The 15,345-nt window shown below is 60.2% G+C and carries 12 protein-coding genes; all 12 read left to right on the forward strand.

Annotation, left to right across the window (positions count from 1 at the left end; genetic code table 11):
* The first annotated feature begins 176 nt into the window (after positions 1-176).
* The 12 genes from gcbA to purD all read left to right on the forward strand — a co-directional run bounded on the left by gcbA (position 177) and on the right by purD (position 15,333).
* A complete protein-coding gene (gene gcbA / locus BK662_RS14360) occupies positions 177-1,847 on the forward strand; it encodes a diguanylate cyclase GcbA (RefSeq protein ID WP_123358608.1) in 1,671 nt (556 codons plus the stop codon).
* Between the two features lie 51 nt (positions 1,848-1,898).
* On the forward strand, positions 1,899-3,845 hold the full coding sequence (locus BK662_RS36020; protein ID WP_123358609.1) for a methyl-accepting chemotaxis protein: 1,947 nt from the start codon (positions 1,899-1,901) through the stop codon (positions 3,843-3,845).
* A gap of 171 nt (positions 3,846-4,016) precedes the next feature.
* Positions 4,017-5,756: a protein-disulfide reductase DsbD gene (locus BK662_RS14370; protein ID WP_123358610.1), complete on the forward strand. Its 1,740-nt coding sequence runs from the start codon at positions 4,017-4,019 to the stop codon at positions 5,754-5,756.
* 132 nt (positions 5,757-5,888) lie between these two features.
* Complete coding sequence (aroQ, locus tag BK662_RS14375; protein WP_123358611.1) at positions 5,889-6,341, forward strand: type II 3-dehydroquinate dehydratase; 453 nt, start codon at positions 5,889-5,891, stop codon at positions 6,339-6,341.
* A gap of 46 nt (positions 6,342-6,387) precedes the next feature.
* Positions 6,388-6,849, forward strand: coding sequence for an acetyl-CoA carboxylase biotin carboxyl carrier protein (accB, locus tag BK662_RS14380; RefSeq protein ID WP_038978781.1), 462 nt, complete (start codon positions 6,388-6,390; stop codon positions 6,847-6,849).
* A 17-nt stretch (positions 6,850-6,866) separates the two neighbouring features.
* Complete coding sequence (accC, locus tag BK662_RS14385; protein WP_048396183.1) at positions 6,867-8,225, forward strand: acetyl-CoA carboxylase biotin carboxylase subunit; 1,359 nt, start codon at positions 6,867-6,869, stop codon at positions 8,223-8,225.
* A gap of 328 nt (positions 8,226-8,553) precedes the next feature.
* Positions 8,554-9,432 (forward strand): 50S ribosomal protein L11 methyltransferase, encoded by an 879-nt coding sequence (prmA, locus tag BK662_RS14395; RefSeq protein WP_123358613.1) that lies wholly within the window; start codon positions 8,554-8,556, stop codon positions 9,430-9,432.
* A 30-nt stretch (positions 9,433-9,462) separates the two neighbouring features.
* A complete protein-coding gene (locus BK662_RS14400) occupies positions 9,463-10,683 on the forward strand; it encodes a DUF3426 domain-containing protein (protein WP_123358614.1) in 1,221 nt (406 codons plus the stop codon).
* A gap of 185 nt (positions 10,684-10,868) precedes the next feature.
* Positions 10,869-11,879: a tRNA dihydrouridine synthase DusB gene (gene dusB, locus BK662_RS14405; protein ID WP_123358615.1), complete on the forward strand. Its 1,011-nt coding sequence runs from the start codon at positions 10,869-10,871 to the stop codon at positions 11,877-11,879.
* The gene (gene fis / locus BK662_RS14410) at positions 11,876-12,196 is read left to right on the forward strand and encodes a DNA-binding transcriptional regulator Fis (protein ID WP_007907419.1); all 321 of its coding nucleotides are present in this window, start codon (positions 11,876-11,878) and stop codon (positions 12,194-12,196) included. Before dusB ends, fis begins: the two co-directional genes overlap by 4 nt.
* An 81-nt stretch (positions 12,197-12,277) precedes the next feature.
* Positions 12,278-13,885, forward strand: a complete 1,608-nt coding sequence (gene purH, locus BK662_RS14415) for a bifunctional phosphoribosylaminoimidazolecarboxamide formyltransferase/IMP cyclohydrolase (protein ID WP_123358616.1) — start codon at positions 12,278-12,280, stop codon at positions 13,883-13,885.
* A 152-nt stretch (positions 13,886-14,037) separates the two neighbouring features.
* The gene (purD, locus tag BK662_RS14420) at positions 14,038-15,333 is read left to right on the forward strand and encodes a phosphoribosylamine--glycine ligase (RefSeq protein ID WP_123358617.1); all 1,296 of its coding nucleotides are present in this window, start codon (positions 14,038-14,040) and stop codon (positions 15,331-15,333) included.
* Positions 15,334-15,345 lie beyond the last annotated feature (12 nt).

Here is a 15,345-nt window from a genome sequence, read left to right on the forward strand (position 1 = left end):
CAATGGAGCTGCCACTATAAATGAAGCGCAGCGTTGAGCCTATGCGACCAGTCGGTCAGAAACTGAATGAAGTCGCTTTGCAGATTATTGACATACGACACTCATGCAATCGAAAAGAGGTGCTAGCATAGAGCCACCAGTCGATCTCAGCATGCACCCTAACTAGTAGTCAGGATATGACCGAGCCAGAAGACCCCAGCCGTGAGCGCCTCAAGCACCACTTTGCCCAGCGGGTAATTCATCAGGCACGTCAGATTCTTGAGATATGGCAACGCCTGCAACGCAACGAATGGTCCACCACCGACTTATCGGAGCTGAGTGAGGCCAATCTGCGCCTGCTGCGCTTTGCCGAACGTTTCGAACAACCGGAACATACCCAGCTGGCGCGCCACATCGGCCAGTCGCTGGAGGCGGTCGATGCCAATCGTGGACGCCTGAGCAGCGGACTGATCACTGACCTCAATCGCCTGATGCAACGCCTGTCCCGCACCGGCTTGCGCCATGGCGATCAGCTGGAACAGACCTTTCTGCCGCCGCTGCGCAAACCGATCTACGTGATGTTGCAGGATCACGACCGGGCCGAGCGGCTGGCCAAGCAACTTGAATTCTTCGGGCTCAGCGCTCAATCCCTCGACAGTGTCGCCGCGTTCCGCTCCTCGATGGTCGAGCGGTTGCCGGCGGCAATTGTCATGGACGTCGACTTCAGTGGCGCCGGCATCGGCCTGAAACTGGCAGCCGAAGCCCAGGAAGGCCTCGACCAGCCCTTGCCGCTGTTGTTTTTCAGCCTGCACGAAACCGATACCCCGACCCGCCTCGCCGCCGTGCGTGCCGGAGGCCAGGAATTCCTCACCGGCACCCTCGAAGCCTCGAGCCTGCTGGAAAAGATCGAAGTCCTGACCTGCGTCGCCCAGTACGAACCTTATAAAGTGCTGATCATCGACGACTCCCGCGCCCAGGCCTTGCACACCGAACGCCTGCTCAACAGCGCCGGGATCGTCACGCGGACCCTGATCGAACCGATCCAGGCCATGGCCGAACTGGCGGATTTCCAGCCGGACCTGATCATCCTCGACATGTACATGCCGGCCTGCACCGGTACTGAACTGGCCAAGGTGATCCGGCATAACGACCGCTATGTCAGCGTGCCGATCATTTATCTGTCGGCCGAAGACGACCTGGACAAGCAACTCGACGCCATGAGCGAGGGCGGCGACGATTTCCTGACCAAGCCGATCAAGCCACGGCACCTGATCACCACGGTGCGCAACCGCGCGGCGCGGGCGCGCAATCTGAAGGCGCGGATGGTGCGCGACAGCCTGACCGGCTTGTACAACCACACCCACATTCTGCAATTGCTCGAAGACTGTTCATTCCGTGCCCGTCGCGAAAGTAAGCCGCTGAGCTTTGCGATGCTCGACATCGACCACTTCAAACGGGTCAACGACAGCCACGGCCATCCCATGGGCGACCGGGTGATCAAGAGCCTGGCGCTGTTCCTCAAGCAACGGTTGCGCAAGACCGATTTCATCGGCCGTTACGGCGGTGAAGAGTTCGCCATCGTCATGCCGGACACTGATATCGAATCGGCCTACAAGGTGCTCGATGAAATCCGTCAGCGCTTTGCCGAAATTCACTACCCCGCTCAGCCCCAGGACCTCTGGTGCACCTTCAGCGCCGGCGTCGTAGAACTGCGCAAAGACTCTGACAGCCTGCTGATGGCCAGCCAGGCGGACGAGGCGTTGTACCGTGCGAAGAACGCCGGACGTAACCGCGTACAAGCCGCGCGAGAATCAAAGCAAAGTGCCACTTTTTCATCGGAATCGACCCATTCGGTCATAACTTTGTAACGGAAACGCAATAACTTCAGGCACTTACCATTCTGCCGTTGGTAGACCACGATGCGCCTGAAGCTGTTGACCAACCTCAATACCCTCCTTTTGGTCGCCGTGTGTGTGGCCCTTGGCGTCACGCTCTGGTGGTCGCAAAAAGCCCTGGAACGCCCCTATCTATTGATGGAGCGTTATCTGGGACTGTCTCAGCAATTTCAAAATGAAGTGGCGCGCAACGTCGAGGATTACCTGGCCAGCGGCGATGCCCTGCGCCTGAGCAGCGCCAGCCAGGCCATCGATGCCTTGCAAAAGGAACTCGGTGAGTTGCCACCGGCATTGGCCGACACCTTGCGTCCGAGCCTGTCGAACCTGGCTGAATTCAGCAAAACCGACCTGCTGGCTGCCGGCAAACTCGCGGGCGACCCGCAAGCATTGCTGCTGCAAGCCGAACGCGAACTCGGCGCCAGCCTCGATCAGCTCAGCCAATACGCCGGCGGTAATGCGGCGTACCTGACGCCTTTGCTCACTGCGTCCCAACACGTGGGCAAACTGTCCCTGGCCCGGGACAAACTGGTCAGCAGCGGGCGCAGCGAACTGGCCGCCGATGTCGAACGCGAAGTCGATAACATCCGCACTCAAGCCGAGCAACTGGACGCTTTACCGCTGCTTGGCGTGACCGCCAGCACCGAATCGAACACCGATGATTTCGCAGCGATGATGGGTTTAGAGAACACTGAAAAAGCCGTCGCCGAAGATGCCGGCGTCGGCCTCAAACGCGAATTCAACAGCCTGCTCACCCGCTACCCTTCGGAACTGGCGCGCACTCGCGAACAGATCCAGAAACGCGCTGACCTCAGCACCGCGACGCACTTGAAAATCGCCGCCGTGCAGCAATCCATCGCCGGGCTGGAACCGGTGGTGCGCGCCCAGCACGGGCAGATCCAGAGCGAAGTGCGGTTGATGCAAGGGGTGATGATCGGGCTGATTCTGCTGATCGCATTGCTCATCGATACTTTGCAGCGACGCCTGGCACGAACCCTGACCAACCTCGCCCCTGCGCTGTCGACCTGGGCCGAAGGTGACTTCAGCCGCGACATTCAACTGGGCGCGACCAACCGCGAACTGCATGACATTCAAGCCTCGCTCAATCGCTTGCGCGCCTATCTGGTCGACCTGGTAGGCACCATTCGCCTCAACGCCGAGCAAGTCGCCGGCAGCAGCCGAACGTTGGCCGAATTGAGCAATGATCTGCACAGTGGCGCCGAGCATCAGGCTGGCGACACAGCACTGATCCGCGATTCTCTTGGTGAACTCGAGGCGACGATTCAACAAGTCGCCGGCGATGCCAGTCAGGCTGCCGATGCCAGTCGTCATGCAGGACTGGCAGTGGAGCACGGTCAGAAAGTGATCGGCCTGAGCCTCACCGGGCTGCATGCGCTGGTGGGCGAAGTGCAAGGCAACGCGCAGATGATCGAACATCTGGCCGAAGAGTCGGCGACCATTGGCGGTGTGCTCACGGTGATCCGCTCGATTGCCGACCAGACCAACCTGCTGGCCCTGAACGCCGCCATCGAAGCGGCCCGCGCCGGAGAAATGGGCCGAGGGTTTGCGGTAGTCGCCGAAGAGGTTCGCTCGCTGGCGCAACGCACCGCCGGGGCCACGGCCGAGATCCAGACACTGATCGCCGGCCTGCAAACCGCCGCGCGGCAATCGGTCGAAGGCATGCGCACCCAGGTCGAACATGCCGAAGCCACGGCCAATCAGGCCCAGGCTGCCGACGGTGCGCTGGATAAAATCGTCGGGGCGATCCAGACCATTTCCGACACCGCCGTGCGCATCGCCGATGTCACCGCCCAGCAGAGTGGCGCTGTCAGCGAAATCCGCGATCACAGTGAGCGAATTCACCAATTGGGTGGGGATAACTTGCTGCGCATTGGCGAGGGACGTGAACAAGGGGAGAATTTGTTGGTGCTGGGTGGACGGTTGCATACAGCCGTTCAGGCCTTCCGCGTCTGACAAACCGCCATCGCGAGCAGGCTCGCTCCCACATTGGTTCTGCGTCGATCACAGATCAATGTGGGAGCGAGCCTGCTCGCGATGGCCCCAGAACAATCGCCGCAGGGCTCCCGCCTGCACACCCGCCCACTGTCCGCTATCATGCCCACACTTTCGATACGCGAGATTGTCATGCGCCGTTTGCTCTGCCTGCTGTTTTTAGTGCTCGCCCTGCCGGCCTCCGCCGCCGGGTTGCTGGACAGTCGGCCCAGTTCCACCCTGGGTTCGATCAACAACAGCGCAGACTTCCTGCCGGTGCGCGAAGCCTTTCAGTTGAGTCTGGTAGAAAGCACACCGCAATCGATCAAGTTGCGTTTCGTCGCCACCGAGGGTTATTACCTCTACCGCCATCGCTTCCAGTTTCGCGCCGACCCGGCCGATGTAGGCCTCGGCGCGGCGCAACTGCCCAAGGGCGAACAAAAACACGATGAGTACTTCGGCGATGTCGAGGTTTACCACGGCATTCTCGATATAGAACTGCCGCGCACTGATTCCCGCGCCTTTACGCTGGTCGTGACCTATCAGGGCTGCGCCGACAAAGGCCTGTGTTACCCGCCCGAGACCGAGCGCCTGAGCATTGAGGGCAGCGGCGCCGCGACCACCGCCTGGAGCTGGCGCGAACTGGCGCTGTTTTTCCTCGCAGGTGTTGGCCTGACCTTCACCCCTTGCGTGCTGCCGATGCTGCCGATCCTCTCCGGGGTGGTTCTGCGCGGGCAGGTTGGTGGTTTACGCGGCTTCAACCTGTCGCTGGCTTACGTGCTGCCGATGGCTGTCTGTTTCGCCCTGCTCGGTGCGTTGATGGGCATGTTCGGCGCACAGCTCAATCTCCAGGCGCGCTTGCAGTCAGCCTGGGTGCTGGTGCCATTCGCGATGTTTTTCGCGGTGTTTGCCCTGGCCATGTTTGGCGTCTTCGAACTGAAACTGCCCTACGCCATCAGCAGCCGCCTGGACCGGATTGCCGGGCGTACTGAAGGCGGCTCACTGTGGGGCGCGGCGGTGCTGGGCGTGGTGTCGAGCCTGCTGGTTTCGCCTTGTGTTTCGGCACCACTGGCCGGCGCGCTGCTGTACATCAGCGCCAGCGGCGATGCTCTGGGCGGCGGATTGAAATTGTTTATGCTCGGCCTGGGCATGGGTGCGCCACTGCTGCTGGTGGCGACCGGCGGCGCGGCCTGGCTGCCGAAAAGCGGTCCGTGGCTGATCTACGTGAAAAACGCGATTGGGGTGCTGCTACTGGGGCTGGCGATCGCTTTGCTCAGCCGCGTATTGCCGGGCCAGATCACCTTGCTATTGATCGGCTTGCTCGCCGGTGGCGTCGGGTTGTTTATGGGCGCGCTGGAATTCGTCTATAAACCACCGAGAAAACGCCTCGGGCAATTGCTCGGGATGCTTCTGCTGTTTTATGCCCTGGTCTGTTGGTATGGCGCGTTCAGTGGCCAGACTGATCCGCTTAACCCCATTGGCCAACCGCGCATTGCCGCCGGCAACGGTCAACCGCAAATCGTCGGCAACTGGCAAACCATTACCACGCCAGCCGAACTGGATCGCGTCCTCGCCGAAGCCAAATCCTCCGGCACGCCGTTGCTGCTCGACTGGTATGCCGACTGGTGCATCAGTTGCAAAGTCATCGAACACGAAGTCCTCAACGATGCCAATGTCATCGAACGCCTCAAAGGCTATCGATTGATCCGTTTCGACATCACCGCCAGCAACGCCGAACAACGCGCCCTGCTCGACCGCTACACGTTATTCGGTCCTCCGGCGCTGATGTTTTTTGGCAAAGATGGCGTCGAACGTGCCGATGTGCGGGTGATCGGCGAGATCAACGCGAAAAACTTCGCCGAACGTGTTGTGAAAGCAAATGACCGGATTTAATCACCCGGTCACATATTTCGCGCAAACATCGGCCATCGTGCTGGCTATTGCATAGAACTGGACAGTCACAAAGGCTTTGCGGCATAGTCGCCGGGTTCTGACAATTGCACACAGATGACAAAGGAGCAGCAGATGGCGACCCTATTGGTTTTACACGGCCCCAACCTGAACCTGCTCGGCACCCGGGAACCGGGTGTCTACGGTGCAACAACGCTGGCGCAGATCAATCAGGATCTGGAACAGCGGGCGCGCAATGCCGGCCACCATTTGCTCTACCTGCAAAGCAACGCCGAGTACGAATTGATCGATCGCATCCACGCTGCTCGCGGCGAAGGTGTGGACTTCATTCTGATCAATCCAGCAGCTTTTACGCATACAAGTGTCGCATTACGTGACGCGCTGCTGGCAGTGAGCATCCCATTCATCGAAGTGCATTTGTCTAACGTGCACAAACGCGAACCTTTCCGCCATCACTCTTACTTCTCCGACGTTGCGGTGGGAGTGATCTGCGGCCTTGGCGCCAGCGGTTATCGACTGGCCCTGGAGGCCGCCCTAGAGCAGCTTGAAAGACCGGCAACAGCTTGAACAACAAGCGTAACGCCCCTGACCGACCCTTGGGAGTTGATGATTCATGGATATCCGTAAAGTTAAGAAACTGATCGAATTGCTGGAAGAATCCGGTATCGACGAGCTCGAGATCAAGGAAGGCGAAGAGTCCGTACGCATCAGCCGTCACAGCAAGACGCCGGCTCAGCAGTACTACGCTCCCGCGCCTATGCATGCTCCGGCGCCTGCGCCTGTCGCTGCTGCTCCGGTTGCCGCCGCTGCTCCTGCAGCTCCGGCTGCGCCTGTGCTGAACGGCAACGTTGCCCGTTCGCCGATGGTCGGTACTTTCTATCGCAAATCTTCGCCGTCCTCGCCGTCCTTCGTTGAAGTCGGCCAGACCGTGAAAAAAGGCGACACTCTGTGCATCGTCGAAGCCATGAAGATGATGAACCACATCGAAGCTGAAGCCAGCGGTGTGATCGAATCCATCCTCGTCGAAGACGGCCAGCCGGTTGAGTACGACCAACCGCTGTTCACCATCGTTTGAACCGCGGAGAAACTTTGATGACTGCGAAGTTGGAAAAAGTTCTGATCGCCAACCGCGGTGAGATCGCCCTGCGGATTCTGCGTGCCTGCAAAGAGATGGGCATCAAGACTGTCGCCGTTTACTCCAAGGCCGACAAAGAGCTGATGCACCTGGGCCTGGCAGACGAATCCGTCTGCATCGGTCCGGCATCGGCCGCGCACTCTTACCTGCACATTCCGGCCATCATCGCCGCGGCTGAAGTGACCGGCGCTACCGCCATTCACCCAGGCTACGGTTTCCTTGCGGAAAACGCCGACTTTGCCGAACAGGTCGAGAACTCCGGCTTCGCGTTCATTGGCCCGAAAGCCGAAACCATTCGCCTGATGGGCGACAAGGTATCGGCCAAGCACGCCATGATCGCTGCTGGTGTTCCAACCGTTCCGGGTTCCGACGGCCCACTGCCTGAAGACGAAGAAACCGCTCTGCGCATCGGTCGCGAAGTCGGTTATCCGGTGATCATCAAAGCCGCTGGCGGCGGTGGTGGTCGCGGCATGCGCGTAGTTCACAAGGAAGAAGACCTGATCTCTTCGGCGAAACTGACCCGCTCCGAAGCGGGCGCAGCGTTCGGCAACCCGATGGTCTATCTGGAAAAATTCCTGACCAACCCACGTCACGTGGAAGTTCAGGTGCTTTCCGATGGCCAGGGTCACGCGATCCATTTGGGCGACCGCGATTGCTCGCTGCAACGTCGTCACCAGAAGGTTCTCGAAGAAGCGCCGGCACCGGGCATCGACGAGAACGCGCGCGAGGAAGTCCTCGCACGCTGTGTCAGGGCCTGTATCGACATTGGCTATCGTGGCGCTGGCACCTTCGAGTTCCTGTACGAAAACGGCCACTTCTACTTCATCGAGATGAATACTCGTGTCCAGGTAGAGCACCCGGTTTCGGAAATGGTCACCGGCATCGACATCGTCAAGGAGATGCTCAGCATCGCCGCTGGCAATAAGTTGTCGTACACCCAGGATGACGTCGTTATCCGCGGTCACGCGCTGGAATGCCGGATCAACGCCGAAGACCCGAAAACCTTCATGCCTAGCCCAGGCACGGTCAAGCATTTCCACGCTCCGGGCGGCAACGGCGTTCGCGTCGATTCGCACCTGTACAGTGGCTATGCCGTTCCGCCGAACTACGATTCGTTGATCGGCAAGCTGATCACCTACGGCGCAACCCGTGACGAAGCCATGGCGCGCATGCGCAATGCGCTGGACGAAATCGTTGTCGACGGGATCAAGACCAACATCCCGCTACACCGCGATCTGGTCCGTGATGCTGGCTTCTGCGAAGGCGGAGTCAACATCCACTACCTGGAACACAAGCTGGCTGGCGAAAAGCATTAAGCAGTGATCCATACCAACAAAGCCGCTTTCGAGCGGCTTTGTTGTTTCTGGAGATTGGCTGCACGCAAAACCCTTGTGGCGAGGGAGCTTGCTCCCGCTCGGTTGCGCAGCGACCGCAAGACCATTCAACTGCGCGGTATCAGACAGATCCGGTTCGGCCATTTTGGGACCGCTTCGCGCTCCAGCGGGAGCAAGCTCCCTCGCCACAAGTTATTCGTCCAATTCCGAACTCAGCCTACCCGGTCGTCTTCTGCCTCGCGCTCGCGTAAACTTGCGCGCTTCTCGCAGCCCGCTAGGCTGCAATCTATATTTTTCAAAGGTGCCCGCCATGCCTTGGCTGCAAGTCCGTCTCGCCATCAGCCCAGAACAAGCCGAAACCTACGAAGACGCGTTCCTTGAAGTGGGCGCCGTGTCGGTGACTTTCATGGACGCCGAAGATCAGCCGATCTTCGAACCGGAACTCAACACCACCCCGCTGTGGTCGCACACTCACCTGCTGGCCTTGTTCGAAGGTGGCACCGAAGCCGCCAGCGTACTGGCCCACCTTGAGTTGCTGACCGGCAGCCCGCTGCCCGAGCATCACAGCGAAGTGATCGAAGACCAGGATTGGGAGCGCAGCTGGATGGACGGTTTCCAGCCGATGCGCTTCGGTCAGCGCCTGTGGATCGTCCCGAGCTGGCACGCCGCGCCTGAGCCGGACGCGGTGAACCTGCTGCTGGACCCAGGCCTGGCGTTCGGCACCGGCACTCATCCGACCACCGCACTGTGCCTGGAATGGCTCGACAGTCAGGACCTGAAAGATTGCAACGTGCTCGACTTCGGTTGCGGCTCGGGGATTCTGGCGATTGCCGCGCTGTTGCTGGGCGCCAAGCAAGCCGTCGGCACCGACATCGACGTGCAGGCGCTGGAAGCCTCCCGCGACAATGCCGGGCGCAACAACATTGCCGACGAACTCTTCCCGCTGTATCTGCCGCAGGACCTGCCACAGGTTCAGGCCGACGTGCTGGTGGCCAACATTCTTGCCGGCCCGCTGGTTTCGCTGGCGCCGCAACTGTCCAGCCTGGTCAAGCCGGGCGGTCGCCTGGCGCTGTCGGGCATCCTCGCCGAACAAGGTGAAGAAGTCGCCGCAGCCTACGCTCAGGACTTCGATCTGGACCCGATTGCCAATCGCGACGGCTGGGTACGCATTACTGGCCGTCGGCGCTAGAATGAGCGCCTGCATAAACCGGATTGCCGCATGACCGACAGCTTCGTCACCCAGTGCCCGCATTGCCAAACCAGCTTCCGCGTCAGCCATGCTCAATTGAGCGTGGCCCGTGGAGTGGTTCGTTGCGGCTCGTGCTTGCAGGTGTTCAACGCCGCCAAGCAATTACTCGAGCAGCGGGCCGGCAAGGAGACGGTCAAACCGGTTGCACCGCCCCCCGTCGAACCGACCGTGCAGCGAGCCATCAGCCAAAAGCAATGGACCGCTGCAGAAATGGATCTGGACAGCCTGGATCTGGACGAAGAGCTCGCCCGGCTTGAACAGCGGGAAATCCAGCCAACAACGGAATTCACTCGGCCCCGCGAAGACAGCCTCAGCGCTCGCCGCGATACCACCGAGCACGATCAGGAGCCCTGGTCCGACAGCCTCTTCAGTGAATCGGCCGCCGATCGCGCACAAACCGTCGAAACACCCACGCCAGAACCGACGATCGAGCCGAGCAAACATTCGCGCACCGAGCCTTCGCTGTCGCTGGAACCCGCGGATCTGGACGACGAGCCCGAGATACAACATCTGCGCCTGCACGACCCGCTCGACGCCCCGATCCCCTTTGGAAGCCTGTCGGCGACCACTGATGAGACCGACGACGACCTGCCCTCGGTCGAGCCCCTGCGCAAGCGACGCGAACGCAGCGGACCGGCCCTGCGCGCGGAAGTGCTGGAGGACCTGAGCGATGACCCGTTGCAACTGGACTGGCAAAAACGTCGTTCCCCCTGGGGCCGGCGCTTTTTCTGGCTGCTGCTGATCCTGCTCGGCGCCGCCGGCCTCGCTGGGCAATACGTCGCCTACCACTTCGACGAACTGGCACGCCAGGACCAGTACCGTCCGTGGTTCCAGCAACTTTGTCCGCAGATCGGCTGCACCGTGCCGTCCAAAGTCGACATCGCGAAAGTCAAAAGCAGCAATCTGGTAGTCCGCAGCCACCCGGACTTCAACGGCGCCCTGGTGGTCGATGCCATCATTTACAATCGCGCGCCCTTCTCCCAGCCCTTCCCGTTGCTGGAACTGCGCTTTGCCGACCTCAACGGTCACCTGATCGCCAGCCGTCGCTTCAAGCCCGGCGAGTACCTCAGCGGCGACCTCGAAGGCCTCGCGGAAATGCCGCCACAAACGCCAATCCACATCGCGCTGGACATTCTCGATCCAGGCCCCAAAGCGGTGAACTACAGCCTGAGCTTCCATTCCCCCGAGTGAAACGCTCGAGTGTTACAGGCTTGACGGCAGTTTTCTGACTTTGACCGTTCCAACCAAACCGCTGGCGATAACGAATTAACTGTTCAGATTTTATCCAATTCAGCCTTTATCCAGTCATCGAGAGCGGGTATCATGCCAACCCTTTTTCGAACTCTCATGATCCGGCCCCACAACAGGGAAGTCCTATGTCGGCGGTACGCATCGGTCCATATACATTGCACAACGGCTTGATTCTCGCCCCCATGGCGGGTGTCACCGACCAGCCCTTTCGTCAGCTGTGCAAGCGACTGGGCGCGGGCCTTGTAGTCTCGGAAATGGTCACCAGCGACATGAGCTTGTGGAACACCCGCAAATCGCGGATGCGCATGATCCACGAAGGTGATCCCGAGCCCCGCTCGGTACAGATCGCTGGCGGAGATGCGCAGATGCTGGCGGATGCAGCCCGGGCCAACGTCGAACTGGGCGCACAGATTATTGATATCAACATGGGCTGTCCGGCGAAGAAGGTCTGCAACAAGGCCGCCGGCTCCGCCCTGTTGAGAGATGAAGCATTGGTGACCGAGATCCTGCAGGCCGTGGTGGCCGCGGTCGATGTACCGGTCACCCTGAAGATCCGCACCGGCTGGGACCGGGCGAACAAGAACGGCCTGACGGTGGCGAAGATCGCCGAACAGGCAGGTATTACGGCGTTGGCGGTACATGGCCGCACCCGTGCCGATCTGTATACCGGTGAAGCGGAGTACGACACCATTGCCGCGATCAAGCAGGCAGTGTCGATTCCGGTCTTCGCCAATGGCGATATCGATTCGCCCGAGAAAGCCCGGTACGTGCTCGACGCGACCGGTGCCGATGGCCTGTTGGTGGGTCGGGCTGCTCAGGGGCAGCCATGGATTTTTCGTGAAATCGACCATTATCTGCGTACCGGCGAAAAACTCCCGGCACCGGAGCTGATCGAGGTGGAACGTATTCTGCTTGAGCATCTGGCCGCGCTGCATGCCTTCTATGGCGACGTCATGGGCGTGCGCATAGCTCGCAAGCATGTGGGCTGGTATCTCGCAACCTTGCCGGGCGCCAGGGAGTTCCGCGCCCACTTCAATCGTTTGGAAGATACGGAAGCACAATGCGCCTACGTTCGGGCCTTCTTCGCCGAACGCTACAAGAGCCTGACAGGGGACGGAGAAGGGGTGGCTGCATGACGATGATGACCGAGACTTTAGTGAGTGGAACAACACCCGTGAGCGACAACGTGAATTTGAAACAGCACCTCAATACGCCGAGCGAAGAAGGTCAGACCCTTCGCGGGAGTGTCGAGAAGGCGCTGCACAATTATTTCGCCCACCTTGAGGGCGCTGCCGTCACGGATGTGTACAACCTGGTGCTTTCCGAAGTCGAGGCTCCCCTGCTCGAATGCGTGATGAACTACGTCAAGGGCAACCAGACCAAGGCCAGTGAGCTGCTCGGGCTGAACCGGGGCACCCTGCGCAAGAAACTCAAGCAGTACGATTTGCTGTAAGCATTCAATCAAACCAGAAAGGCGCCCGCGTAAAACCGGTCGCCTTTTTTGCTGACTCCTTTGCTTTTGATGGAAATTGAAATGACCGACCAGACTACCCGCCTGCCGATCCGCCGCGCTTTGATCAGCGTTTCCGACAAGACCGGGATCCTTGAATTCGCCAAGGAACTTGAAGCCCTGGGCGTCGAGATCCTCTCCACCGGCGGTACGTTCAAGCTGCTGCGCGACAACGGCGTTGCCGCAGTGGAAGTCGCGGACTACACCGGTTTCGCAGAAATGATGGACGGTCGGGTGAAAACCCTGCACCCGAAAATTCACGGCGGGATCCTCGGTCGCCGCGGTATCGACGACGCCATCATGAACGAGCACGGCATCAAGCCGATCGATCTGGTAGCGGTCAACCTGTACCCGTTCGAAGCCACCATCAACAAGCCAGGCTGCGACCTGCCGACCGCCATCGAAAACATCGACATCGGCGGCCCGACCATGGTCCGTTCGGCAGCGAAGAACCACAAAGATGTGGCCATCGTGGTGAACGCCAGCGATTACACCAACGTCCTGGAAAGCCTCAAGGCCGGCGGCCTGACCTATGCTCAGCGTTTCGATCTGATGCTCAAGGCCTTCGAACACACCGCCGCCTATGATGGCATGATCGCCAACTACATGGGCACCGTGAACCAGGCGGCTGAAACCCTCAGCACCGAAGGTCGCAGTGAATTCCCGCGCACTTTCAACAGCCAGTTCATCAAGGCTCAGGAAATGCGCTACGGCGAGAACCCGCACCAGAGCGCGGCGTTCTATGTCGAAGCCAAGCCTGCCGAAGTCGGCATCGCCACCGCGACCCAATTGCAAGGCAAAGAGCTGTCGTTCAACAACGTGGCCGACACCGACGCCGCGCTGGAATGCGTGAAGAGCTTCGTCAAGCCGGCCTGCGTGATCGTCAAGCATGCCAACCCGTGCGGCGTGGCCGTGAGCCCGGACGCTGAAGGCGGCATCCGTCAGGCCTACGAACTGGCCTACGCCACCGACACCGAATCGGCGTTTGGCGGCATCATCGCGTTCAACCGCGAACTGGATGCTGAAACTGCCAAGGCCATCGTCGAGCGTCAGTTCGTCGAAGTGATCATCGCCCCGTCCGTCAGTGAAGAAGCTCGCGCTATCGTCGCTGCAAAAGCCAACGTACGCCTGCTGGCCTGCGGCGAGTGGTCGGCTGATCGCGCTCCGGCCTGGGACTACAAACGCGTCAATGGCGGTTTGCTGGTGCAGAGCCGCGACATCGGCATGATTGGCAGCGAAGACCTGAAAGTCGTGACCAAGCGCGCCCCGACCGAACAGGAAATCAACGACCTGATCTTCGCCTGGAAAGTCGCCAAGTACGTGAAGTCCAACGCTATCGTCTACGCCAAGAACCGTCAGACCATCGGTGTCGGCGCCGGCCAGATGAGCCGCGTGAACTCGGCGCGTATCGCTGCGATCAAGGCTGAACATGCCGGTTTGCAAGTAGCCGGTTCGGTAATGGCATCGGATGCGTTCTTCCCGTTCCGCGACGGTCTGGACAACGCAGCCAAGGTCGGCATCACTGCGGTGATCCAGCCAGGTGGCTCGATGCGTGATGCTGAAGTGATTGCTGCAGCCGACGAAGCTGGCATCGCCATGGTGTTCACCGGCATGCGCCACTTCCGTCACTGATACGACGATCGAATGTGGGAGCGGGCTTGCTCGCGAAGACGGCGGCACATCCAGCATTGATGTGACTGACAGACCGCTTTCGCGAGCAAGCCCGCTCCCACACAAAGCACCATCGGTGCTATCCAGAATTAGCGTCATCCGAGGTTTTTGAAATGAATGTTTTGATCATTGGCAGCGGTGGCCGTGAACACGCCCTGGCCTGGAAAGTGGCTCAGGATCCGCGCGTGCAGAAAGTTTTCGTTGCCCCGGGCAACGCCGGCACCGCCATTGAAGCCAAGTGCGAGAACGTCGCTATCGACGTGCTGGCGCTTGAGCAACTGGCTGATTTTGCCGAGAAGAACGTTTCTCTGACCATCGTCGGCCCGGAAGTGCCGCTGGTCGCCGGTGTCGTCGATCTGTTCCGCTCCCGTGGCCTGGATTGCTTCGGCCCGACCGCTGGTGCTGCGCAACTGGAAGGTTCGAAAGCCTTCACCAAAGACTTCCTGGCTCGCCACAAGATCCCGACTGCTGACTATCAGAACTTCACCGAGATCGAGCCGGCCCTGGCTTATCTGCGTGAAAAAGGCGCACCGATCGTGATCAAGGCCGATGGCCTGGCCGCCGGTAAAGGCGTGATCGTGGCCATGACCCTCGGCGAAGCCGAAGACGCGGTGCGCGACATGCTCGCCGGCAATGCGTTTGGCGACGCCGGTTCCCGCGTGGTGATCGAAGAATTCCTGGACGGCGAAGAAGCCAGCTTCATCGTCATGGTCGATGGCAAGAACGTGCTGCCGATGGCTACCAGCCAGGACCACAAACGCGTCGGCGACGGCGATACCGGTCCGAACACCGGCGGCATGGGCGCTTACTCTCCGGCCCCGGTCGTCACGGCCGAAGTCCACCAGCGGGTCATGGACCTGGTGATCTGGCCGACCGTACGTGGCATGGCCGAGGAAGGCAACGTTTACACCGGTTTCCTCTATGCCGGCCTGATGATCGACAAGGCTGGTAACCCAAAAGTTATCGAGTTCAACTGCCGTTTCGGCGATCCTGAGACCCAACCGGTAATGCTGCGCTTGCAGTCGAGCCTGGTATTGCTGGTCGAGGCGGCCCTGGCGCAAGCGCTGGACAAGGTCGAAGCGCAATGGGATCCACGTCCAAGCGTCGGCATCGTATTGGCCGCTGGCGGTTATCCAGGTGACTACGCCAAAGGCGTCGCCATCAATGGCCTGGATGCAGCCGCCGCACTGGAAGGCAAAGTCTTCCATGCCGGTACTGCGCTCAAGGACGGTCAGGTGGTCACCGCCGGTGGTCGGGTGCTGTGTGCAACCGCCATGGGAACCAGCGTCGATGCAGCCCAGCAGCAGGCTTACAAACTGGCGGCTAAAATCGACTGGGAAGGCTGCTTCTACCGCAAGGACATTGGCTACCGCGCCATTGCCCGCGAGCGTGGCGAAAATCAGGAATAAGCCATCCATTAG

It is taken from the genome of Pseudomonas frederiksbergensis (assembly GCF_003732275.1).
Taxonomy (GTDB): Bacteria; Pseudomonadota; Gammaproteobacteria; order Pseudomonadales; family Pseudomonadaceae; genus Aquipseudomonas; species Aquipseudomonas frederiksbergensis_H.

Bases quoted from the DNA above. Each gene is read 5' to 3' on its own strand.
- gcbA (WP_123358608.1), top strand. From the start codon at position 177: ATGACCGAGCCAGAAGACCCCAGCCGTGAGCGCCTCAAGCACCACTTT.
- BK662_RS36020 (WP_123358609.1), top strand. From the start codon at position 1,899: ATGCGCCTGAAGCTGTTGACCAACCTCAATACCCTCCTTTTGGTCGCC.
- BK662_RS14370 (WP_123358610.1), top strand. From the start codon at position 4,017: ATGCGCCGTTTGCTCTGCCTGCTGTTTTTAGTGCTCGCCCTGCCGGCC.
- aroQ (WP_123358611.1), top strand. From the start codon at position 5,889: ATGGCGACCCTATTGGTTTTACACGGCCCCAACCTGAACCTGCTCGGC.
- accB (WP_038978781.1), top strand. From the start codon at position 6,388: ATGGATATCCGTAAAGTTAAGAAACTGATCGAATTGCTGGAAGAATCC.
- accC (WP_048396183.1), top strand. From the start codon at position 6,867: ATGACTGCGAAGTTGGAAAAAGTTCTGATCGCCAACCGCGGTGAGATC.
- prmA (WP_123358613.1), top strand. From the start codon at position 8,554: ATGCCTTGGCTGCAAGTCCGTCTCGCCATCAGCCCAGAACAAGCCGAA.
- BK662_RS14400 (WP_123358614.1), top strand. From the start codon at position 9,463: ATGACCGACAGCTTCGTCACCCAGTGCCCGCATTGCCAAACCAGCTTC.
- dusB (WP_123358615.1), top strand. From the start codon at position 10,869: ATGTCGGCGGTACGCATCGGTCCATATACATTGCACAACGGCTTGATT.
- fis (WP_007907419.1), top strand. From the start codon at position 11,876: ATGACGATGATGACCGAGACTTTAGTGAGTGGAACAACACCCGTGAGC.
- purH (WP_123358616.1), top strand. From the start codon at position 12,278: ATGACCGACCAGACTACCCGCCTGCCGATCCGCCGCGCTTTGATCAGC.
- purD (WP_123358617.1), top strand. From the start codon at position 14,038: ATGAATGTTTTGATCATTGGCAGCGGTGGCCGTGAACACGCCCTGGCC.